The 21,681-nt window shown below is 73.2% G+C and carries 18 protein-coding genes; 10 read left to right on the top strand and 8 right to left on the bottom strand.

Going from position 1 to position 21,681, the window contains the following annotated elements:
* Positions 1 to 548 precede the first annotated feature (548 nt).
* Both ACF08F_RS21535 and ptsP read left to right on the top strand, forming a co-directional pair.
* Positions 549 to 998 carry a PTS glucose transporter subunit IIA gene (locus ACF08F_RS21535; protein ID WP_392300120.1) on the top strand — a complete coding sequence of 150 codons (450 nt, stop codon included), beginning with the start codon at positions 549 to 551 and terminating at the stop codon, positions 996 to 998.
* Positions 999 to 1,077: 79 nt separating this feature from the next.
* Positions 1,078 to 2,748, top strand: a complete 1,671-nt coding sequence (gene ptsP, locus ACF08F_RS21530) for a phosphoenolpyruvate--protein phosphotransferase (protein ID WP_392300119.1) — start codon at positions 1,078 to 1,080, stop codon at positions 2,746 to 2,748.
* A 78-nt stretch (positions 2,749 to 2,826) separates the two neighbouring features.
* Here the strand turns inward: ptsP and ACF08F_RS21525 are convergent, their stop codons facing one another.
* The gene (locus ACF08F_RS21525) at positions 2,827 to 3,717 is read right to left on the bottom strand and encodes a hypothetical protein (RefSeq protein WP_392300118.1); all 891 of its coding nucleotides are present in this window, start codon (positions 3,715 to 3,717) and stop codon (positions 2,827 to 2,829) included.
* Positions 3,718 to 3,740: 23 nt separating this feature from the next.
* A complete protein-coding gene (locus tag ACF08F_RS21520; RefSeq protein WP_392300117.1) occupies positions 3,741 to 5,018 on the bottom strand; it encodes an MFS transporter in 1,278 nt (425 codons plus the stop codon).
* 45 nt (positions 5,019 to 5,063) lie between these two features.
* Here ACF08F_RS21520 and ACF08F_RS21515 point away from each other — a divergent pair, with 45 nt between their 5' ends.
* The 3 genes from ACF08F_RS21515 (at position 5,064) to ACF08F_RS21505 (ending at position 8,483) form a co-directional block, all read left to right on the top strand.
* A complete protein-coding gene (locus ACF08F_RS21515) occupies positions 5,064 to 6,383 on the top strand; it encodes an aminotransferase class I/II-fold pyridoxal phosphate-dependent enzyme (protein ID WP_392300116.1) in 1,320 nt (439 codons plus the stop codon).
* Positions 6,384 to 6,546: 163 nt separating this feature from the next.
* Positions 6,547 to 7,395, top strand: a complete 849-nt coding sequence (locus tag ACF08F_RS21510; protein ID WP_392300115.1) for an RNA polymerase sigma factor — start codon at positions 6,547 to 6,549, stop codon at positions 7,393 to 7,395.
* Positions 7,392 to 8,483, top strand: a complete 1,092-nt coding sequence (locus ACF08F_RS21505) for a CU044_5270 family protein (RefSeq protein WP_392300114.1) — start codon at positions 7,392 to 7,394, stop codon at positions 8,481 to 8,483. Before ACF08F_RS21510 ends, ACF08F_RS21505 begins: the two co-directional genes overlap by 4 nt.
* Before the next feature lie 73 nt (positions 8,484 to 8,556).
* On the opposite strand, the gene ACF08F_RS21500 is transcribed toward ACF08F_RS21505, so the two are convergent.
* Positions 8,557 to 10,527, bottom strand: a complete 1,971-nt coding sequence (locus tag ACF08F_RS21500) for an acetoacetate--CoA ligase (protein WP_392300113.1) — start codon at positions 10,525 to 10,527, stop codon at positions 8,557 to 8,559.
* Between the two features lie 215 nt (positions 10,528 to 10,742).
* On the opposite strand from ACF08F_RS21500, the gene ACF08F_RS21495 reads away from it, so the two are divergent.
* The gene (locus ACF08F_RS21495; protein WP_392300112.1) at positions 10,743 to 13,103 is read left to right on the top strand and encodes a glycoside hydrolase family 31 protein; all 2,361 of its coding nucleotides are present in this window, start codon (positions 10,743 to 10,745) and stop codon (positions 13,101 to 13,103) included.
* Positions 13,104 to 13,210: 107 nt separating this feature from the next.
* On the opposite strand, the gene ACF08F_RS21490 is transcribed toward ACF08F_RS21495, so the two are convergent.
* Complete coding sequence (locus ACF08F_RS21490; protein WP_392300111.1) at positions 13,211 to 13,774, bottom strand: NUDIX domain-containing protein; 564 nt, start codon at positions 13,772 to 13,774, stop codon at positions 13,211 to 13,213.
* On the opposite strand from ACF08F_RS21490, the gene ACF08F_RS21485 reads away from it, so the two are divergent.
* The 3 genes from ACF08F_RS21485 to ACF08F_RS21475 all read left to right on the top strand — a co-directional run bounded on the left by ACF08F_RS21485 (position 13,773) and on the right by ACF08F_RS21475 (position 16,333).
* On the top strand, positions 13,773 to 14,594 hold the full coding sequence (locus ACF08F_RS21485) for a M15 family metallopeptidase (RefSeq protein WP_392300110.1): 822 nt from the start codon (positions 13,773 to 13,775) through the stop codon (positions 14,592 to 14,594). The genes ACF08F_RS21490 and ACF08F_RS21485 overlap by 2 nt on opposite strands.
* A gap of 81 nt (positions 14,595 to 14,675) precedes the next feature.
* Complete coding sequence (locus tag ACF08F_RS21480; RefSeq protein WP_392300109.1) at positions 14,676 to 15,149, top strand: Zn-ribbon domain-containing OB-fold protein; 474 nt, start codon at positions 14,676 to 14,678, stop codon at positions 15,147 to 15,149.
* Positions 15,146 to 16,333: a lipid-transfer protein gene (locus tag ACF08F_RS21475; RefSeq protein WP_392300108.1), complete on the top strand. Its 1,188-nt coding sequence runs from the start codon at positions 15,146 to 15,148 to the stop codon at positions 16,331 to 16,333. Before ACF08F_RS21480 ends, ACF08F_RS21475 begins: the two co-directional genes overlap by 4 nt.
* A 131-nt stretch (positions 16,334 to 16,464) precedes the next feature.
* Here the strand turns inward: ACF08F_RS21475 and ACF08F_RS21470 are convergent, their stop codons facing one another.
* The 4 genes from ACF08F_RS21470 to ACF08F_RS21455 are packed head-to-tail and all read right to left on the bottom strand — an operon-like array spanning position 16,465 to position 20,743.
* Positions 16,465 to 17,070, bottom strand: coding sequence for an ATP/GTP-binding protein (locus tag ACF08F_RS21470; protein WP_392300107.1), 606 nt, complete (start codon positions 17,068 to 17,070; stop codon positions 16,465 to 16,467).
* Positions 17,051 to 17,476, bottom strand: a complete 426-nt coding sequence (locus tag ACF08F_RS21465) for a DUF742 domain-containing protein (protein ID WP_392300106.1) — start codon at positions 17,474 to 17,476, stop codon at positions 17,051 to 17,053. Before ACF08F_RS21465 ends, ACF08F_RS21470 begins: the two co-directional genes overlap by 20 nt.
* Before the next feature lie 10 nt (positions 17,477 to 17,486).
* Positions 17,487 to 17,936, bottom strand: a complete 450-nt coding sequence (locus ACF08F_RS21460; RefSeq protein WP_392300105.1) for a roadblock/LC7 domain-containing protein — start codon at positions 17,934 to 17,936, stop codon at positions 17,487 to 17,489.
* Positions 17,933 to 20,743: a nitrate- and nitrite sensing domain-containing protein gene (locus tag ACF08F_RS21455; RefSeq protein WP_392300130.1), complete on the bottom strand. Its 2,811-nt coding sequence runs from the start codon at positions 20,741 to 20,743 to the stop codon at positions 17,933 to 17,935. The genes ACF08F_RS21460 and ACF08F_RS21455 overlap by 4 nt, the downstream gene beginning before the upstream one ends.
* Positions 20,744 to 21,160: 417 nt before the next feature.
* Between ACF08F_RS21455 and ACF08F_RS21450 the strand changes: the two genes are divergently transcribed.
* Entirely contained in the window at positions 21,161 to 21,586 is a 426-nt protein-coding gene (locus tag ACF08F_RS21450) for a hypothetical protein (protein WP_392300104.1), read from the top strand.
* The last annotated feature ends 95 nt before the right edge of the window (positions 21,587 to 21,681 follow it).

Raw genomic sequence — 21,681 nt, 5'->3', positions numbered from 1 at the left:
CCGAAGATGGACGGGGTATCAACTAATCTGGCGTTGATTTTTGGCACGCTGTTGAGTTCTCAAGGTGCGGACGCTTCCTTTGTACTCACCCTCGCGGGCTTTCCTCCGGGCTTTTCCTGCGGTATTTCGTGTTTCCAGCCTAGCAGATCCGATTTCCCGTTTCTGCCACCCGCTGGAGCGGGTTGTCGAGACGAAATTCGCTTTCGCGTTTCCCGTTCCCGGCGGGGTCAAACATTACCAGGCTTTCTCGGTCCCCCTGACCACTCCCCCGGCGAGCTGATGCACGCAGAGGTGTAGACCACTGGGGTTAGGATCTGGCTTGATAGGTGCTGCCGACCCGCGACTCAAGGCCGCGTTGGGGTCAGGCAGGAGTACGACAGTACATCCCACCGTCAGTAGAGGCAAATCGTTTCGGGGTAGTCCTAGGTCCGCCAAGTGGTACGTCTCGTGCGGAACTGGGACTTCCTATGACATACGCTTCTGAACAGTACGCCGTCCAGGACAGGTAGTGACGGCGCCACACAATCTCCGCCCCTGGGAGGCTTCCCATGACAACCGTGACGTCGCCGCTTGTTGGACGCGCCATCGGTCTCGCCGCAGTTCCCGACCCGGTCTTCTCCGGTGCGATGGTCGGTCCCGGTACCGCCATCGATCCCGTGCGTGAGCCCTCCGAGGCGGTGTCCCCCATCGACGGGGTCATCGTCTCCATGCACCCGCACGCCTTCGTCGTCGTCGACAGTGAGGGGCACGGCGTGCTCACCCACCTCGGCATCGACACCGTCCAGCTGAACGGGCAGGGCTTCGAGCTGCTCGTCAACAAGGGTGACACCGTGACGCGCGGACAGGCCGTCGTGCGCTGGAACCCCGCCGAGGTCGAGGCCGCCGGCAAGTCCCCCATCTGTCCCGTCGTGGCCCTGGAGGCCACTGCGGACTCGCTCTCCGACGTCGTCGAGGACGGCGACGTGAAGGCCGGCGACCAGCTCTTCGGCTGGAGCTGAGCCGGTTCGTCCTCGTGACGACCGCGAGTTCGACATTCAACGCGGCGGCCGAGGCCGCCGCTCAATCGGAGACGGTGAGATGGAGACAACGCTGCGAGGCGTCGGCGTCAGCCACGGTGTGGCGATCGGCGAGGTCCGGCACATGGGCACGGCGGTTCTCGAGCCGCCGGCCAAGCAGATTCCGGCCGACGAGGCGGAGCGCGAACAGGGGCGCGCCCGCCAGGCGGTGGAAGCTGTGGCCGCGGACCTGATCGCACGAGGCAATCTGGCCGGTGGCGAGGCCCAGGCGGTGCTGGAGGCCCAGGCGATGATCGCGCAGGACCCGGAGCTCATCGCCGACGTCGATCGCCGTATCGCGGTCGGCAGCACGGCCGAGCGCGGGATCTACGACGCTTTCTCGCACTATCGGGAGCTGCTCGCGGGCGCCGGTGAGTACATGGCAGGGCGGGTCGCCGACCTGGACGACGTGCGGAACCGGATCGTCGCCCGGCTGCTCGGTGTCCCGATGCCGGGTGTGCCGGACAGCGACGAGCCGTATGTGCTCATCGCGCGGGACCTCGCGCCCGCCGACACGGCGCTGCTCGACCCGACGCTGGTGCTCGGTTTCGTGACGGAGGAGGGCGGGCCGACCAGCCACAGCGCCATCCTCGCGCGGGCGCTCGGTGTGCCCGCCATCGTGGCGCTGCCCGGCGCCGGTGAGCTCGCCGAGGGCACGCTCATCGCCGTCGACGGTTCGACGGGTGAGCTCTTCGTCGACCCGAGCGAGGAGAAGAAGGCGGAGCTGACGAAGGCCGCCGCCGCGCGGAAGGCCGCGCTGGCCTCGTCCAGTGGTCCCGGTGCGACCTCGGACGGGCACAAGGTGCCGCTGCTCGCCAACGTCGGTGGTCCGGCGGACGTGCCGGCCGCGGTGGAGGCGGGCGCCGAGGGTGTAGGTCTGTTCCGTACGGAGTTCCTCTTCCTGGACGACAGCCAGAAGGCTCCGTCCGAGGAGAAGCAGATCGAGTCCTACCGTCAGGTGCTGGAGGCGTTTCCCGAGGGCCGTGTCGTCGTGCGTGTGCTCGACGCGGGTGCGGACAAGCCGCTGGACTTCCTGACGCCGGCGGACGAGCCGAACCCCGCGCTCGGTGTCCGCGGGCTGCGGTCGCTGCTCGACCACCCGGACGTGCTGCGGACGCAGCTGACCGCGCTGGCGAAGGCGGCCGAGGGGCTGCCCGTCTACCTCGAGGTCATGGCTCCGATGGTGGCCGACCGTACGGACGCGAAGGCCTTCGCCGACGCGTGCCGTGAGGCGGGGCTGCGGGCGAAGTTCGGTGCGATGGTCGAGATTCCCTCGGCCGCGCTGCGGGCGCGCTCGATCCTGCAGGAGGTCGAGTTCCTGTCGCTGGGTACCAACGACCTCGCGCAGTACACCTTCGCCGCCGACCGTCAGGTCGGTGCGGTGTCGCGGCTCCAGGACCCGTGGCAGCCCGCGCTGCTCGACCTCGTCGCGCTGTCCGCCGAGGCGGCCAAGGCCGAGGGCAAGAGCTGCGGTGTCTGTGGTGAGGCCGCTTCGGACCCGCTGCTCGCGTGTGTGCTGACGGGTCTCGGTGTCACCTCCCTGTCGATGGGCGCGGCGTCGATTCCGTATGTACGGGCGACGCTGGCCAAGTACACGCTGGCGCAGTGCGAGCGGGCCGCTGCGGCGGCTCGTGCCGCGGACACCGCGCACGAGGCGCGGATCGCCGCGCAGGCGGTGCTGTCCGGGGAGTGATCCCGGGCATTCGCTGACGTAGGGATCGGAGGGGCTTCCCGTCACCTTGGTGGCGGGGAGCCCCTTCGGCGTACCCGGTCAGTGGTGGGTGGGCCACTCGTCGTCGGGGTCGGGGGCGAGGGGGAACCCGGCGTTGTAGTCGACGCCGGGCTCCGGGGAGAGGGGTTCTCCTGTGCGGGCGTCGGTGCAGTAGGCGGCGAAGACCTCTGCTTCCGTGAGGGGTGTCAGGGTGCCGTCGGTGAGGCGCCAGCCGTGGAGGCGGTCGCGGGCGTCGGGGTCCGTGGTGCGCAGGACGAGGCCGCCCGGTGCCGCGAGGGCGATGCCTGCCGCCAGGACCGCGGTGAACTCCGTGGCCTCCGTGCCTTCGAGGTCTGCCGCGCCCGCGGCGTGGAGGACCGCGAGGAGGTGGTCGTCGCCCATGGGGACGCTGCAGACGAGGTGGTGGGGGCCGGGGCCCGCTGCTTCGAGGAGGCGGTTCAACAGTCGGGTGGCCCGGTCGAAGGCTGTCCTGCCGATGTCCTTGCCGCAGGTCGCGCAGTCGCCGGCGGTCGCAAGGACCGTGGTGGCGTACTCCCAGGTCGCGTGGCGGACCGCTGTGTCGACGAGCTCCGGCAGGAGGGTGCTGAGGGGCTGGCCGGTGTAGGTGACGCGGGCGCCGGTGGTGGCGAGGTGGGCGGTGAAGCGGCTGCGGCTCGTCGGGGTGTCGGGGTCGATCGCCGTGTCCGCGCAGTAGGCCTCGTACTCCTCGGGGTCGAAGAGGGTGACCGTCGTGTGTCCGCCCTGGGTGGCGAGGGACTTGAGGAGCGCTTCGATCTGCTGGAGGTAGGTCGTGTGGTCGTCGAAGGCGAAGGTGCTGTAGCGGCGCATCGCCGCGAAGTCCTGTGCGTCCGCGAGCAGGCCGACCGTGCTCGGGACCTCGCGGCGCAGGGCGCGGCGGAGGTGGGTCGTGGTGGTGGCTGTCCGGTTCATGCATCCCCCTGGTGACCGTCCGATCAGTGCTCACTCACCGTAACCTTCAGCACTGACAGTGACGATTCCGGGAGGCGTCGGCCGACCAGTCGGTGCTGGGCCGCACAGGTCGCGACGAGGGCGGCGCCGAGGAAGGGCCAGCCGAGCGGGCCCGTCGCGACGAGGCCCGTCATGAGGAGGGGACCGGCGAAGCGCTGGGTGGACTGGGCGAGGCCGTGGACGCCGAGGTAGGCGCCCTGGGCGTCGCCGGGGGCGAGGGCGACGGAGATCTCCCAGGAGGCGATGGTGTGGATCATCTCGGCGAAGGTGAGGACGACGGTAGCCGTGACGAGGGCCGCGACGGCGAGGGGCGGGCCGCCCAGGGCGGAGGCCGCGACGGCGAGGGTGCCGATCGCGAAGAGCGCGGCGAGCGGGGTGTACAGGCCGCGGGCTGCTCGGGTGGTGGCGCCGAAGCGGGAGAGCGGGACCTGGAAGACGACGACGAGGACGCTGTTGAGGACCAGGAGCAGGGGTGCGAGGCCCACGGGGGCGTCGGTCGCGTGGACGATCCAGAGGGGCAGGGCGACCTGGAGGATCGAGTCGTGGAGGAAGAAGACGCCGTCGCCCGCGGTGAAGGCGAGGAATCCGCGGTCGCGCCAGGGGCTCGCGGGTTTGGTCGTCGGGCTCGCGTCGGTGGAGGCGGCGACGACGCGTGAGGGCGTGGGGGCCGGTGGTTCGGCGCAGCGGAGGGTGAGTACCGCCATGACGAGGTAGGAGAGCGCGTCGCCGACGAGGAGGAGCTGGTAGGCGGTGGTGGAGCCGACGGCGAGGGCGGCTGCCGCCCCGAGGCCGCCGAGGGTCCAGCCGATGTTGGAGGTCGTGCGGTTGATGGCCTGGTAGCGGACGCGGTCGGGGCCTGCCACGCGGGCCGCGTAGAGCTTCGTGAGGACGTTGGTCGCGCGGTCGGGGAGGGCGCCGACCGCCGATATGAGGACGAGCAGGGGGTAGTCGTCGGTCGTGAGGAGGGCCAGGAGGGCCGCCGCGCGCAGGAGCTGGGTGCCGATGATCACGCGGACGAGGGGGAAGCGGTCCGCGAGGAGGCCTCCGAGGGGTGCGCCGGCGATGCCGGCCGCGCCCGAGACCGCGATGAGGAGGCCCACCTGTCCGAGGCCGAGCCCTGTGACGTAGGTGAAGTAGAGGGCCATCGCGGTGGACCAGAGGCCCGTCCCGCACTTGTCGATGAAGCCGATGACGAGCATCCTGCGCCCGTCCTCGCCACCCGGGATGCGGTCCTTGAGGGGTGGGCGGGTCGTGTCGTTCATGGGTCCCCCTTGCGCATTCTTTTGTATTGATACATAATGTGTTACGTGGCAGCACAATATGTGATCGAAGGGGCTACGGCCAAGGGGATTGCCGCGTCCGTGGAGCGGGGGGTCGCCGAGGGCGGACTCGCCCCGGGCGATGCCCTGCCTCCCGTACGGCGGCTCGCCGACGAACTCGGGGTGAGTCCGGGGACGGTCGCGACCGCCTACAAGGAGCTGCGGCAGCGGGGGCTGATCGTCACCCGCGGCCGGGGCGGCACGGTGGTCGCGGACGTTCCGTCGGTGGCCTCCCGGCGGCCTCCGCGCGTGCCCGCCGGGCTCGTCGATCTCGCCGGCGGTCATCCCGACCCCGCGTTCCTGCCGGTGCTGCGGCCGCCGTCGGCCGTCGCGCCCGTGTACGGCTCCCATCGCGCCGCGCCGCGTCTGCCGGCGCTCGAAGCGCTGACCCGGGAGTGGTTCGAGCGGGACGGGGTGCCCGCGGAGCACGTGACGTTCGCCCACGGCGCGCTCGACTGCATCGCGCGGGTCCTCTCGACCGAGCTGCGGCCCGGCGACGCGGTGGCCGTCGAGGACCCCGGCTTCCACCACCTGCTCGACCTGGTGCCCGCGCTCGGGCTGCGGACGGTGCCGGTCGCGGTGGACCGCGAGGGGCTCGTACCGGAATCGCTGCGGACGGCGCTGCGGAGCGGGGTGCGCGCGGTGGTGTGCAGTCCGCGCGGGCAGTGTCCGACCGGTGCGTTCTTCACGCGCTCGCGACGGGACGAACTGGTTTCCGTCCTGCGGGATTTCCCCGAGGTCCTCGTCGTCGAGGACGACCACAACGCCGAGGTCGGCGGAGCCGCCGCGTACACGCTCGCCGCGGCGGGGCTCGACCGGTGGGCGCAGGTGCGGACCGTGTCCAAGCACCTCGGGATCGACCTGCGGTGGGCCGGGGTCGCGTGCGACGCGGTGACGCTCGCGCGGCACGACGGGCGGATGCTGATGACCTCGGGCTGGGTCAGTCACGTGCTCCAGGAGACGGTGACCGGGCTGCTCGCCGACGGGACCGTGCGCGAGCTGGTCGCGGCAGGGGAGACGGCGTACGCGGAACGGCGGGCCGCGCTGATCGGGGCGCTCGGCACGTACGGGATCCGCGCCGTCGGAGCGAGCGGGCTGAACGTGTGGGTGCCCGTGCGGGACGAGTCCGCCGTGGTCAACGGGCTGCGGACGCAGGGCTGGTGGGTCGCCGCCGGCGCGCGGTTCCGGATCTCCGCCCCGCCTGCCGTGCGCATCACGACGGCGGCGCTCGCGCCTGCGGACGCGGTGCGGCTCGCCGCGGACTTCGCCGGGGTCCTCGGGGACTCGCAGGCCACGTACGGGGGGTGAGGCGGGACGTGCGGGAGCGCCGGGGCCGGTTCGTTCCTCCCCGGCGCTCCTTCGGTGTCCTGTCTCCCGCGCCGGTGACCCCGGTGGTCTTCGTGGGGGTGGTGTGGTCCACGTCACGGGAACCGCGGCGGACCGGCGACCAGTGCGTTGTGTGGAATCACCTATGAGAGATCGTTTCCGCGCCGGAGACCCGGCGGCGCTGGGCGAGGCGTACGACGAGCACGCGCGGGTCCTGTACCACTACGCGTACCGGGTGTGCGGGGACCGCGCCGCGGCCGAGGACGTCGTCTCGGCCACGTTCCTCGAAGCCTGGCGCTGCCGCGGGAAGGTGCACGCCGACGGCGGGACCCTGCGGCCGTGGCTGCTGGGCATCGCGACCAACGTCATGCGCGGCGCCGCGCGGGAGGCGCGGCGGCGGGACGCGGCGCTCGCCCGACTCCCCGAGCGCGGTGTGCTGCCCGACTTCGCCGACGACGTCCTCGCACGGATGACGGACGGCGAGCAGGTGCGGGCGGCCCGTGCCGCGCTCGGCCGGCTCCGACGCCGTGAGCGGGAGGTCTTCACGCTCGTCGTGTGGGCCGGACTCGACTACGCGGCGGCCGGGGAGGCGCTGGGGATACCCGTCGGGACCGTGCGGTCCCGGCTGTCCCGGGCCCGCGAGCGGCTTCGCAAGCTCGCCGAGGCCGAGCTGCGCGCGCTGCGGCGGCGCGAGCGGTCCTCCGGTCCGGGAAGGGCCGGGCCGGGAGGCACCGGGGCGGGGGCAGCGGGGCCGGGGGCCGCAGGGCCGCGAGTGGCCGCGCCCGGGACAGCCGGGTCCGGAGCCACCGGGCAGCGAGCGGCCGCGCCCGGGACAGCCGGGTCCGGAGCCGTCGAGTCCGGAGCCGTCCGGTCTTCCGTCGTGCGTCCTGCCGTTGCCGATCGGTCCGTCATCAGGTCCGGTGGCCGCCCCGTCGTCCCTTCCTCTGTCCGCTCCGCCCTCGTGCCCCGAACGACCCCGGAGAACCAGGCATGAACACCACCCGAAAGACGCACCCGACGCACTCCCCCTCGGACGAGCGCCTGCGCGGCGAGCTCACGGAGCTTCTCCCGCCGCCTCCCGTGCCCGAGATCGAACCCGAGCGGGAGCAGGCCCTCCGGTACGCCGTCCTGCGGGACGCCCTCGCCGCCGGGCCCGCCGCGCGACGTCCCCGGTCCTCCCGCGCCGTCCCGCGCTTCACCTGGATCGCCGCGCCCGCCGCCGCCTGCGCGCTCGTTGCCGGGGTCGTCGTCCTCGCCCCCGCGGAGGCTCCGGCCGGGCCCTCGGGCCGGAGCTCGGCAGGGCAGCCGACCGCGTCCGACGCCGGGCGGCTGCTGTCCCGTGCCGCGCTCGCCGCCGCCTCCGCCCCGGCGCCGGACGCCCGGCCGCAGGACTTCGTCTACATCAGGAGCCTGGCCGCGCACGCCGGGCGCAGCGCCGCCGGGGGCGTCGCCACGCTGCCGCCCGTCCGGCAGCGTGAGGTGTGGCTCTCCGCCGACGGCAGCCGCGCGGGGCTCCTGCGCGAGGCCGGTTCGGCCGACTCCGTGCTCTCGCCGCCGAGCCTGCCCGTGTACGAGCTGGACCACCCGGGCGCGTCGCCGCGGCCGTCGACCCTGGAGGCGGGTGCGGCGTCCGTCACGAACCCGACCCATGCGTACGTGGCCACCCTGCCGACCGATCCCGAGGTCCTGCTGAAGCTGATCCGGGAGGAGACCCGTGGGGACGGGGCCGATGCCGATCAGCGGGCCTTCCGGGCGATCGGGACGCTGCTCGCCGAGACCTGGGCCCCGCCGAAGGTGACGTCGGCTCTGTACGAGGCCGCGGCGCGGATCCCCGGCGTGTCCGTCCTGCCGTCCGCGAAGGACGCCGCCGGGCGTGAGGGCGTCGCCGTCGCCCGTACCGCCGACGGCGAGCAGACCCAGTGGATCTTCGACCGGGCGACGTCGGTGTTCCTCGGCGAGCGCACGGTGCTCGTCGAGACCACGGCGGCGGGGAAGAAGGGGACGGTGCTCGGTCTGTCGGCCGTCCTCGCCAAGGGCGCGGCCGAGCGGGCCGGTGAGCGGCCGGGCGGCTCCGGCGCCTGAGTCCCATGGGCGCGTGCGCGTGTGAAGAGGCCGGTTCCCGTTCGGGGGAGCCGGCCTCTTCACGTGTGCCGTGTCAGGACCTGCGGGTGGCCGCCAGGGTCTCGTAGAAGTGGAGGAGGGAGAGGTTGTCGACCGAGCCGGCGTTGACGGCCTTGGCCAGGGGGGTGCCCTGGAGGAGGCGCTTCACCGGGACCTCGATGCGCTTGCCGGTGAGGGTGTGGGGCACGCCCGGGACCTCGATGATGTCGTCGGGGACGTGCCGCGGGGAGAGCTCGGTGCGGATCGTCCGCTTGATGCGGCCGATCAGCTCGTCGTCCAGGGTGGCTCCGTCCACGAGGTGCACGAAGAGCGGCATCCAGTACCCGCCGTCCGGCTCCTCCAGACCGATCACGAGGGACTCGCGGATCTCCGGGAGACGTTCGACGGCCTCATAGATATCGGCGCTCCCCATCCGCACGCCCTGACGGTTCAGGGTGGAGTCGGAGCGGCCGTGGATGACGACCGAGCCGTGGTCGGTGATCGTGATCCAGTCGCCGTGGCGCCAGACGCCGGGGAACATCTCGAAGTAGCTGTCGTGGTAGCGGCTGCCGTCGGGGTCGTTCCAGAAGTGGATCGGCATGGACGGCATGGGGTTGGTGACGACGAGCTCGCCGACCTCGCCGATCACCGGCTTCCCGGAGGGGTCCCAGGCCTGGAGGTCGGTGCCGAGACCGGCCGCCTGGAGCTCGCCGATGTGGACGGGCAGCGTGGGGACCGCGCCGGCGAAGCAGGAGCACACGTCCGTGCCGCCGCTGACGGAGGCGATCCACAGGTCCTCGCGGACCTCGTCGTGGAGCCAGCGGAAGCCGTCGGGAGGCAGCGGGGAGCCCGTGGTGGCCACGCACTTCACGGCCGAGAGGTCGAAGTCCCTGCCGGGGTGCACGTCGGCCTTCGCGCAGGCCATCACGTACGCGGCGGAGGTGCCGTACAGCGTCGCCCGGGTGCGCTCGGCGACGCGCCACTGGGCGCCCGTGTCGGGGTAGCCGGGGCTGCCGTCGTACAGGACGACCGTCGTGCCGGTGAGCAGGCCGGAGACGAGGAAGTTCCACATCATCCAGCCGGTGGAGGTGTACCAGAAGAACACGTCCTCGGGGCCGAGGTCGCAGTGGAGGCCCAGCTGCTTCACGTGCTCGACGAGGATGCCGCCCTGGGACTGGACGATCGCCTTCGGCAGGCCCGTCGTACCGGACGAGTACAGGATCCACAGCGGGTGCGAGAACGGGACCTGCTCGTAGACGGGCTCGGCGTCGCCGGAGACGAGGTCGGCCCAGTCGAGGGTCCCTTCCGGGGCGGGGGTGCCGAGGAGCGGGATGTGGACGACGGCGCGGAGGGTGGGCAGCTCGGCGCGGAGTTCGGCGACGGTCTCGCGGCGGTCGTGCTCCTTGCCGCCGTAGCGGTAGCCGTCCACGGTGAAGAGGACGACCGGCTCGACCTGCTGGAAGCGGTCGAGGACGCTGCGGGCGCCGAAGTCCGGGGCGCAGGAGGTCCACACGCCGCCGACGGCCGCGGTGGCGAGGAGGGCGACGACGGACTGCGGGACGTTCGGCAGGTAGCCACTGACGCGGTCGCCGGGGCGTACGCCGACGGCGCGCAGTTCGGCGGCGAGGGAGCCGACCTGGCGGCGGAGCTCGGCCCAGGTCGTCGGCGTGGGCTCATGTGTCTCGTCCACATGGAGCAGGGCCGTGTCGTGGGGGCGCTCGTCGGCCGCGCGCAGGGCGTGCTCGGCGTAGTTGAGGGTGGCGCCGGGGAACCATTCGGCGCCGGGCATAGAGCGGTCGCCGAGGACCCGCTCGTACGGGGTGGAGAAGCGGACGTCGAACCATTCGGCGACGGCCTGCCAGAAGGCTTCGAGCTCCTCGACCGACCAGCGGTGGAGCGCCGGGTAGCCGCCTTCGGCCGGGGCACCGTGGTGCTCGGCGGCCCAGGCCTGGAAGCGGGTGACGGCCGCGTCGGCGACGCGTTCGTCGTCCGGCTGCCAGAGCGGCTCGGTCTGCGCTGATGTCATGGTGCTGCTCCCTGGCTGTACGCGGGGTCGGCGTGTGTCCCGCGCACGTGCTGGGGGTGTGCGCGTGACGCGGCTGACAGGACGATGCCATGTGATCGTCTTTCGCACCAGGTCTGCCTGCCCATGGTCGGCCAGTTGAACATGTGCTCCCACCACGGGTGAACGGTAGTTGAACGGAGCTCGTATCGCCCCTGGTGGGTGGCAGGGTGATCATCATGGACGGTCGGGAACTGGTGCGTTCGATCAAGGTGTTCGGCTCGGTGCGGGGCTTGCGGACGGTACGGGCGGCGTGGCGGCAGCGCAGGGCGGACGCGTGGGGGCTGCCGCCGAAGGGGGTGGAGCGGGCGCGGGTGCCGGGGCTCGCGACGGGCGCGGAGGCGCTGCCGGGCGGCGGGATCGTCCGGTTCGCGCGCTCCTCGCTGCGGATCGGCGTGTCGGCGGGCGGCGCGGTGTTCTGGGGGTGGGACGGGGCCGAGCCCCTGCCGTCGTACGCGCTGTCCGGCGCGGCTCCGGATCCGGATCCGCGGGCTTCTCTGGAGCCGGACACGGGCGGCGGGTGGCGGATCGTCTCGGAGCGGGTGACGGTGGCGGTCTCCCGGCACGGGGCGGTGGAGATCCGGACGCCGGGCGGGGTGATGCTGCGCCGGGACCTGCCGCCGCGCTGGTGGGAGCCGGCGGCGGCCGCGGGCGCGGGCGCGCCGGCGCGGTGGGTGCAGCGCAGCGAGGTGCCGGCGGACGCGCGTTTCTTCGGGCTCGGCGGGCGGGCGGCCGGGCCGCGGCTGCGGGACGGCTCGTACCGGCTGTGGAACACGGACCCCAAGGGCGGCTTCGTCCCCGGGGACGATCCGCTGTACCTCACCATGCCCGTGCAGTTCGTCGTGTCGGACGCCGGGACGCACCTCGCCTTCCACGACAACTCCTGGGACGGGCGGGTCACGCTCGCCGAGGGCGAGGAGGGCGCGGGGTCGGGGCACGACCGGCCGGGGACCAGCGAGGTCCGGATGTCGGGCGGGCCGCTGCGCTGCTGGGTGGTGGTCGGGACCCCCGCGCGGGTGATGCACGGCTGGGCGGCGCTGACGGGCCCGCCCGCGCTGCCGCCGTCCTGGGCGCTCGGGCCGCAGCACGCGCGCTGGGGTTTCGGCAGCGCCGCGGAGGTGCGGCGGGTGGTGGCCGGGTACCGGGAGCGGGGGCTGCCGCTGTCCGTCGTCCACCTGGACATCGACCACTACGACGGGCACCGGGTCTTCACCGTGGACGCGGAGCGGTTCCCCGATCTGCCGGGGCTCGCGGCGGAGCTGCGGGAGCAGGGCGTGCGGCTCGTGTCGATCGTGGACCCGGCGGTGAAGGCCGAGCCGGGCAACGCCGTGTACGAGGCCGGGCGGGCGGCAGGGGCGTTCGTGCGGGACGCGCGGGGCGGGGAGGTCCGCGGGGAGGTGTGGCCGGGCGAGTGCGCGTATCCGGACTTCACCGATCCGGCGGTACGGGAGTGGTGGGGCGGGCTGTACGAGGAGCGCCTCGGGCAGGGCTTCGCCGGGGTGTGGCACGACATGAACGAGCCGGTGTCGTTCGCGCCGTTCGGCGACCCGACGCTGCCGCGGTCGGCGCGGCACGCGCTGGACGGCCGGGGCGGTGACCACCGGGAGGCGCACAACGTGTACGGGCTGACGATGGCCCGGGCCGGGTACGAGGGGCTGCGCCGGCTGCGGCCCGACGAGCGGCCGTTCCTGTTCTCCCGGTCCGGCTGGGCGGGGATGCAGCGGTACGGCGGCACCTGGTCGGGGGACGTGTCGACGGGGTGGCCAGGGCTGCGTGCCTCGCTCTCCCTGGTCCTGGGACTCGGGCTGTGCGGGGTGCCGTACTCGGGGCCCGACGTGGGCGGGTTCGACGGGACTCCTTCGCCGGAGCTGTACCTGCGCTGGTTCCAGCTCGGGGCGTGGCTCCCGTTCTTCCGTACCCACTCGGCGATCGACGCCGGGCGGCGCGAACCCTGGGAGTTCGGGCCCGAGGTCCTGGAGCACGCGCGCGTGGCGCTGGCCGAACGGGAGCGGCTGCGCCCGTACTTCGAGACGCTGGCCCGGCTCGCCCGGATGACGGGCGCGCCGTACGTCCGCCCGGTGTGGTGGGGGACGCCGGAGGACCGGGCGCTGCGCGACTGCGAGGACGCGTTCCTGCTGGGGGACGCGCTGCTGGTGGCGCCGGTCCTGACGCGGGGCGCCGACCGGCGGGCGGTGCGGCTGCCGCGCGGCCGCTGGTACGACACCGCGACGGGGCGGGCGTACGAGGGTCCGGGGCAGGTCCTGCTCGACGCGCCGCTCTCGCGGGTCCCGGTGCTCGCCCGGGCGGGGGCGGTGCTGCCGGTCCGGGGCGACGGGGACGGCCCGGCCCTCGAGGTGTGGGCGCCCGCCGCCGGGCGGACGGGCGGCGGGCTCGTCGTCCGGGACACGGGCGACGGCTGGGAGCCGGCCGAGATCGAGCGGTACCAGTCGCGGCTCGTGGACGGCCGGGTGGTGGTGGAGCGGGTCACGGACGACGGGGTGGAGGCGGCGGGGCTGCCGGTGCGGGTGCGGGGGGGGTGAGGGGGTGAGGGGGTGAGGGGGTGAGGGGTGTCCCCCGGCTCGGCCCTCGCCTGGTCGGCCTTCCTCCGAGTCCGCCGGCGGAAGACTCGGTGCCGTACGTCCTCCGCTCAGTCGTACGCCCCCGCGAACCACTTGCGTGCCGCCTCCGTGTGGAGGGGGAAGGCCAGTTGCCCCGGGGTGCGGATCAGATGGTGGCCGCTCGTCTCGTTCGTGGGGGTCGAGGGCGGGAGGGCGGTGGCGGGACGGGGCGGGAGGAGGCCGAAGAGGAGGAGGTGGCCGCCGGGGGAGCTCATCGCGTCGGCGAGACGGACGTCCTCGGCCGAGGCCTGGATGCCGGTCTCCTCGCGGAGTTCGCGGGCGACCGCGGCGCGCCAGTCCTCGGCATGGTCGATGAAGCCGCCGGGCAGGGCGATGCCTCCCTTCTGGGGCTCGATGGTGCGGGTGATGACGACGAGCCCCCTCCCCCGGTCCCCGTCCGTGACGGGGAGGAGGGCGACGGCGACGGGCAGGGGGTTGCGGTAGGCGGTGTGGCCGCAGGCCGGGCAGGTGCGGGGCCAGCCGGCGTCGGGCGCGTGCGCGGCGCCGCAGGCGGAGCAGTGGGAGTCCATCACGGGCCGACGGTATGCGATCTCCCTTTCCCGGCGCCGGTGGAACTGATAGACGGTGCGCATGACAGGACTCGTTTCCGCTTTCCGTACCCTCGCCGTCGGCGCCGCGGCCGGGCTGCTCGCCGTGACGGGCGCCGTCGCCGCCCCCGCTCCCCCGGCCTCCGCGGCGCCGGAGCCCCAGGCGCCACGGGAGTTCGTGGCGCTGAGCTCGGTGGACCGGACGATCGTCCAGGAGATGCGCTACACGACGGCGCACAACTTCGTGGGCGAGCCGATCGACGGCTACCGGCAGCCGCTGTGCATCCTGACGCGGCCTGCCGCGGAGGCGCTGCACCGCGCGCAGGTGCGGCTGCTCGCGCGGGGCTACACCCTGAAGGTCTACGACTGCTACCGGCCGCAGCGGGCCGTCGACCACTTCGTGCGCTGGGCGGAGGACCTGGAGGACGAGCGCATGAAGGAGGAGTTCTATCCGCTCGTCGACAAGTCGAGGCTGTTCGCGGACGGTTACATCGCGGAGAAGTCCGGGCACAGCCGGGGCTCGACGGTGGACCTGACGATCGTGCGGCTGCCCGCCGTGCGCACGCGCGCGTACGTGCCGGGCGAGGCGCTGTCCGCGTGCTACGGGCCGCGGGAGGAGCGGTTCCCGGACAACTCCGTGGACATGGGAACCGGGTACGACTGCTTCGACACCCGCTCACACACGGACGACCCGCGGATCCAGGGTGAGCAGCGGGCCAACCGGCAGCTCCTGAAGAGCGTGCTCGTGGAGCAGGGGTTCGTGAACCTGCCGGAGGAGTGGTGGCACTTCACCTTCAAGCCGGAGCCGTTCCCGGGGACGTTCTTCGACTTCCCGGTGGCGCGGAGGTCGGTGGCCGGACACTGACGTCTTCCCCGTCCGGGTCGCCCGTGCCACACTTCTGACGCTTCGTCAGGTCAGTGGTGAGCGGTGGCACGGGAGGCCTTGATGGCACGGACGCGCAGACCGGTGGTGGCCGGGTGGTTCACCGACGACACGGTGCCGGAGGAGGAGTTCCGGCTGCTCGGGACCCGCTGCACGGCCTGCGCCTCGGTCTTCTTCCCGCGCGAGGACGAGCTGTGCCGCAATCCGGGGTGCCCCGGCGACGGCGAGCTCGCCGAGGTGCCGCTCTCGCCGCGCGGCCGGGTCTGGTCGTACACCGACGGCCGGTACCGGCCGCCCGCCCCGTACGTCTCCGACCCGGACGCCCCCTGGGAGCCCTACACGCTCGTGGCCGTGGAACTGGCGGCCGAGGCGATGGTGGTCCTCGGGCAGGCGGCCCCCGGGGTGCGGCCGGCCGATCTCGCGGTGGGCACGGAGGTCGAGGTGGTGCCGGGTGTCCTGAACGAGGACGACCTGCACACCTGGACCACCTGGAACTGGCGGCCCGTCGCCCGGGACGAGCGGGAGGAGACCTCGTGAACGACATCGCCGTCCTCGGGGCGGGAATGCACCCCTGGGGCAAGTGGGGCCGGAGCTTCGTCGGTTACGGGACGGCCGCCGCCCGCGCCGCGCTCGCCGACGCCGGTCTGGAGTGGACGGACGTCGGCTCGATCGTCGGCGCGGACACCGTGCGCTGCGGCTACCCCGGTTACGTGGCGGGGGCGACCTTCGCCCAGGCCCTCGGCTGGCAGGGTGCGCGGGTCACCAGCGTCTACGCGGCCTGCGCCTCGGGCGCGCAGGCCGTGGCGACCGCCCGCGCCCAGATCCTGGCCGGGCTCGCGGACGTGGTCCTGGTGGTCGGCGCGGACGCGACGCCCAAGGGGTTCCTGGCCCCGTCCGGCGGCGAGCGGCCGGACGATCCGGACTGGCTGCGGTTCCGGGTGCTCGGCGCGACCAATCCCGCGTACTTCGCGCTCTACGCCCGCCGCAGGATGGCCCTGTACGGCGACACGGCCGAGGACTTCGCCCAGGTGAAGGTGAAGAACGCGGCGGCCGGCGCGCTCAATCCGCTCGCCCGCTACCGCGCGCGCGTGACCGCCGAGGAGGTCGCCGCCTCCGCCGTCGTCGCCGATCCGCTGCGGCTCCTCGACATCTGCGCGACCTCGGACGGGGGCGCCGCGCTCGTCCTGTCCAGCATGGAGTTCGCGCGCCGGCACGGGCGGCCCGATCCGGTGCGGGTGCGGGCGGTGTCGACGGTCTCCCCCACATACCCCAAGGCGGTGCTCGACCTGCCCGACATCGCGACGGACTCGGCCGCCTCGGTCTCCCCCGCGCCGCACGGCTTCCGCGCCTCGATCGCGCGGGCCGCGTACGAGGAGGCGGGCATCGGGCCCGAGGACCTGTCCCTCGCGGAGGTGTACGACCTGTCCACCGCGCTGGAGCTGGACTGGTACGAGGACCTCGGGCTGTGCGGGACGGGCGAGGGCGCCAAGCTGCTGCGCGAGGGCGTCACCTCGCTGGGCGGACGGCTGCCGGTGAACACCAGCGGCGGACTCGCCTCCTTCGGGGAGGCCGTGCCCGCGCAGGCGATCGCCCAGGTCTGCGAGCTGACCTGGCAGCTGAGGGGCGCGGCGGGCGACCGGCAGGTGCCCGGGGCCCGCGTCGGCATCACCGCGAACCAGGGCCTGTTCGGGCACGGGTCCGCGGTCGTGGCGGTGCGCTGACGGTGTGCTGAGCGGTGTGTCGACAGTGCGTCGAACGGTGTGCCGCGCGGTGCACCGAACAGTGTGCCGACCCGGCGCCGAACGGTGTGCCGCCCCCTCCGCGAGGAGGGGGACCGTTCGGGCCGGGTTCCTCAGGTGGCGGCCGGCGCGTGCGTCCTGTCCGCGAGGACGAGGGCGTGCTGGACGACCGCCACGAGGACGTTCTTCACCGACTCCCGGTCCCGGGCGTCGCACATCAGGAGCTCGACCTCGGGGTCCAGGTCGAGCGCCCCGCGCACGCTCTCGGCGGGGAACCGCCGGGCGCCCTCGAAGCAGTTGACGGCGACCGTGAAGGGGATGCCGCGCCGCTCGAAGTAGTCGATGGCCGCGAAGCTGTCCTCCAGGCGGCGGGTGTCCGCGAGGACGACCGCGCCGAGCGCGCCCTGCGCGAGCTCGTCCCACAGGAACCAGAAGCGGTCCTGGCCGGGGGTCCCGAACAGGTACAGGACGAGGTCCTCGCGGAGGGTGATCCGGCCGAAGTCCATGGCGACCGTGGTGGTGGTCTTGTTCTCGACGCCGTGGAGGTCGTCGACGGGCCGCCCCGCCTCGCTGAGGATCTCCTCGGTGCGCAGGGGCCTGATCTCGCTGACCGCGCCCACCAGCGTCGTCTTGCCCACCCCGAACCCGCCCGCGACGAGGATCTTCAGGGTCACCGGCTCGACGAGCGGCTTCTTGCGGCTAGAGCGCCCGAAGGCCATTGATCACCTCGCGAAGGATGCTCACGTCCGGCAGCTCGGCCGGCGGAACGGGGCGGGTCACATGGACGAGTTCGTCCTCGACGAGGTCGCCGACGAGGACCCGGACCACCCCGACGGGGAGGTCGAGTCCTGCGGCGAGCTCGGCGATCGACTGGGGCTGCTCGGAGCAGCGTTCGACGATCTCCACGTGTTCCGGGGAGAGCGTCTGGTCACGGCCGGGGTCGTCGGCGGCGGGCTCGGGGACCACCAGCGCGATCAGGTCGAGCCGGTGCCGGGTGGCGGCACTGGTCCGGCCGCGGGTCATCGCGTACGGACGGACCACCGGCCCGGCATCGGCGTCGAACCAGTGGTGGTGACCGGGGGCGCGACCCTCGGTCACCTGGCTCGGCTCGGCTGCGTCACTCATGCCGTCCCACTCACCCTCCGGCGGGCAGGCCGGTCCGGGGGGCCGTCGTGAGGTGGGCCCCGACCCGCTTCACCATCAGCGTCATCTCGTAGGCGACCTGGCCCACGTCGGAGTCGGCGTCGGCGAGGACGGCCAGGCAGCTGCCGTCACCGGCGGCCGTGACGAACAGGAAGGCGTCCTCCAGCTCGACGACCGTCTGCCGGACCTTGCCCGCCTCGAAGTGGCGTCCGACACCCTTGGCGAGGCTGTGGAAGCCCGAGGCCACGGCGGCCAGGTGCTCGCCGTCCTCGCGGGTGAGCTGCTGCGAGGCGCCGGTGGGCAGCCCGTCGCTGGAGAGCACCAGGGCCTTGCGGATGGACCCGACCCGCTGGACGAGTTCGTCGAGGAGCCAGTTCAGCTCGCCGTTTCCGTGGCCGAATGCGGAGTTGGTGCCGGGTGCTGCGGCGTTCGGTGCGGTCATCGACCGTCCCCCTCGGGTGTCGTTCCTGGTGCTGACGTGTCGTCCGGGTCCGCTGTGTGCCGTCGGCCGCGCTGCCAGCCGCGCTGCATGGCGGCCATGCGGGCGCGTACCTCTTCGGCGTCGCGCTCGAAGGATTCGGGCCCGTCCGCGCCGACGGCCGTACGGTCGGCGGCGCCCGTGCCCCGGTCGGCCGGGGCCTCGGTCTCGCGCAGCTGGGGCGCGAGGTTGGCCTGGCGGACGCGGCGGGGCAGCCCGCCGAACGGCTCGGGTGCCTCCGCCGCCACGGGACCCTCCGGGGGTACGGGAACGAGTGTGGGCCCCTGGGCCGGTGCCGGGACGGGGAGCGGGACCGGTGCCGGGGGCAGCGGTGCTCCGGCGTCGGGGACGGCGGGGTGCGCGCGGCCCGGCTCGTCGACGCGGCGGCCGCGGTCCACGATCAGCGTGGGGGTGGAGCGGCGCGGCAGCGGTACGGGGCCGCGTACGGCTCCGTCGGCGCGCGCGTCGTCCTCGCCCCGGCCGGTCGTCTGGTCGGGGGCCTGCTGGTGCTGCTCGCCGGCCGGGGCGAGGCCCGGGCGGCGGTTGCGGGGCCGGAAGAGGCCGCCGCGCTCGCTCTCGGTGTCGAGGATGTCGGCGGACCGGTCGAACAGCACGTCGAACTCGTCGGCGTCGAGCGGCGCCTCCAGCTCGACGGGTCCGTCCAGGACTCCCGGGGCCTCGGTGACGTCGGGGACCCGGGCGAGCACGGGGCGGCGCGTGGGCAGCGGGGTGGGACCCGTGACGTCCCCGTCGCGGCGGCCGGGTCCGTCGGAGTGACCGGCGCGCTCCAGCGTCCTGCCGTCCGGGCTCCTGCCGTCCACGGCCTCGCGCTCCGCGGACTTGCGGTCCAGGCGGAACCCGGCGCCCTGGGTCTCGGGCGCGTCGGTGAGCAGCGCGGCCGGGATGAAGACGACCGCGGTGGTCCCGCCGTACGGGGAGGTCTGGAGCGAGACGCGGACGTTCTGGCGCTGGGCGAGCCGGCTGACCACGAAGAGGCCGAGGCGGTCGGTGTCCGAGAGCTCGAACTCGGGGGTCTCGGCGAGCCGGAGGTTGGCGTCGAGCAGCGCGTCGGCGTTCATGCCGAGGCCGCGGTCGTGGATCTCCAGGGTGAAGCCGTTGGCGACGCGCTCGCCGAGCACCTGCACGGCGGTGTGCGGGGGCGAGAACACCGTGGCGTTCTCCAGGAGTTCCGCGATGAGGTGGGTGAGGTCGGCGACGGCGGGGCCGCCCACGCCGAGGCGGGGGAGCCTGCGCACCTCGATCCGCTCGTAGTCCTCGACCTCGGCGACGGCGGCGCGGACCACGTCCATGAGCTGGACGGGCTTGCGCCACTGACGGGAGGGGGCGGCGCCGGACAGGATCACGAGGCCTTCGGCGTGCCGGCGCATACGGGTGGTGAGGTGGTCGAGGCGGAAGAGGTCGGCGAGCTCCTCGGTGTCCTCCGTGCGCCGCTCCATGGTGTCGAGGAGCGTGAGCTGACGGTGGAGCAGGACCTGGTTGCGGCGGGCGAGGTTGACGAACACCTCGGAGACCCCGCGGCGCAGCTCCGACTGCTTGACGGCGGCCTCGACGGCGGCGCGCTGGAGGGTGTTGAGGGCCTGGCCGACCTGGCCGACCTCGTCCTCCCCGTACCGGAGGTGGGGCACCTCGGTGCCGACGTCGACGTGTTCGCCCGCGGCGAGGCGCCGCATGACGCTGGGCAGCCGGACGCCCGAGACCTCCTGGGCCTCCTTCTGGAGGCGGCGCAGGTCGTGGACGAGGGAGCGGCCGATGCGGACGGAGATGACGATCGAGGCGAGCAGGGCGAGGAAGCCGAGGACGCCGGCGACGCCGACCTTGAGGAGCACGCTGTAGGCGGCGGGCTGGACGCGGTCCTGGTAGCGGTCGCCCGCCGCGGTGTTCTCGCGGGCGAGGTCGTCCAGGACGGGGCTCGCCTCCTCCTGCCAGTAGGCGGCGGTGACGGCGCGCGGCTCGTCGGTCGGGCCCTCCTCGATGATCGCCTTCTCGGCGGCCCGCAGCGCGGCCGTCTCCGGGCCGGCCCAGTACTTCTCGAAGCGCTCGCGCTCGCTGGTCGGCAGGAGTTCGAGGTTGACCTCGTAGAACTGCTCGCGGTTGGCGACGAGGTTCGAGATCGCCCGGAGCTCCGGGGCGGTGACCCGGTCCGCGACGAGCGCGGAGAGGACGAGCGCGTCCTCGCGGGAGAGGACCTCGCGGGCGCGGGTGATGCCGACGAGGGCGCGGCCCTGCTTGTCCATCTCCACGTTCTCGAGGGCGTGGAGGGTGATGAGGAAGCTGTAGCAGGGGTCGACGAGCCGGTTGTAGAACTCGAGGGCCTGGATGCGGCCGATGCCGCGCTTCTCGACGGAGCGGCGCAGCGAGTCGAGGTCGTCGAGCGCGGCGAGGAGCGAGTTGAGCCGCTGGGTGGTGACGGGCCGCATCTCCTCGCGTACGCCCGGGTCGGCGGCGTTCGCGCGGATCCGGGCTATCTGCCGGTCGGTGGCCCGGCGGGTCTCGCGCAGGGAGGCGAGGGCCGTGGAGCCCCGGGGGTCGGCGAGGTAGACAAGGGACTGGCGGCGTTCGAGCTGGATGACACGGGCGGTGTCCTCCAGCGGGTAGCCGACCTTCTCGACGATGTAGGCCACGTCGAGGAGCTGGTCGGCCTCACGGCCCGTCAGGACCGTCGCGAAGGCCCAGAGGCCGGTCAGGGAGACGAGCGGTACGAGGAGCAACGCCACGATCTTCCGGCGGATGGACTTCCCGCGAAAGCGCATGGCCTCCCCCAGCTCGGCCCCCGCGCGCGCCACGGAGGTCCTGCACGTTCGTGTCGGCGCGCGTCAACACGCGGCGTCAACCTTCGGTTTCAAACAAATGGCGGCGTGAGCCTACTACTGCATCACGGCCATCTCGAAGGCATGTCCGGACGATTTTCAGCCTGTCGAGTGAGTGTTGATCATGAGATGTCCCAGTATTCGGGGAGTTGGGATCGGCCACTGTGGCACAGGACACCTGATGGTGTGCCATTTCTCCGGCCTGCGGAGATGGCTGGAACTGTGCGTTCCGGTCAGATTCAGGCGAAACCTTTTCCCGCTCTCGTGCGTCATTACGTACGGGGAGGGTCCTGTCCGCGTAAAGGCGCTCACAACGGGCAGCCACCCCAGAGGCGTTCAGTGGTGGGGAGTGACAGGACGATGGAACACGAGTCGCGGTCGGCGCGGCAGTTGTGGGTGGACGACGAGAAGGGCCGGCAGCGGATGCCGGATCCGGTGCGCACGGCCGCCGTGCGCGCCGTGATGATCACGTCGGTGACGCTGATCCAGGCGGTGGTGGCCTTCTTCTGCTCGGTCTCGGGCTCTTGGCTGGCCTTCCCGATGACGGTCAGTTCGGTGGTGTCGACGGTCGTGGCGACCTGGAGCGTCCTCGACGTCTGGATCACCCGTCAGGTGTGGCGTCAGCGCAACGGGGTCGTGTCCGAGCCGAGCAGTACGGCACGTCAGCTGCGGCGCGAGCGTCGCGCGGAGGAACGGTCGTCGGAACGGGCCGAACGGACCGAGCGTGGTGCGGAGGGCCGGAAGGACGGCCTGGCGGAGGCGGCCCGGCTGTCCGAGGCGGCCTGAGCCGAGCCCGGTCGCGGGCCTGGATGCCGGAGCGGCCCGGTCCCCCTCGTGGGGGCCGGGCCGCTCCGTCGTGGGTGCCGCTCCGTCGTCGGTGC

The organism is Streptomyces sp. NPDC015130, assembly GCF_043080005.1.
In the GTDB taxonomy this organism is placed as follows: domain Bacteria; phylum Actinomycetota; class Actinomycetes; order Streptomycetales; family Streptomycetaceae; genus Streptomyces.
This window is presented reverse-complemented; position numbering and strand designations above follow the sequence as displayed.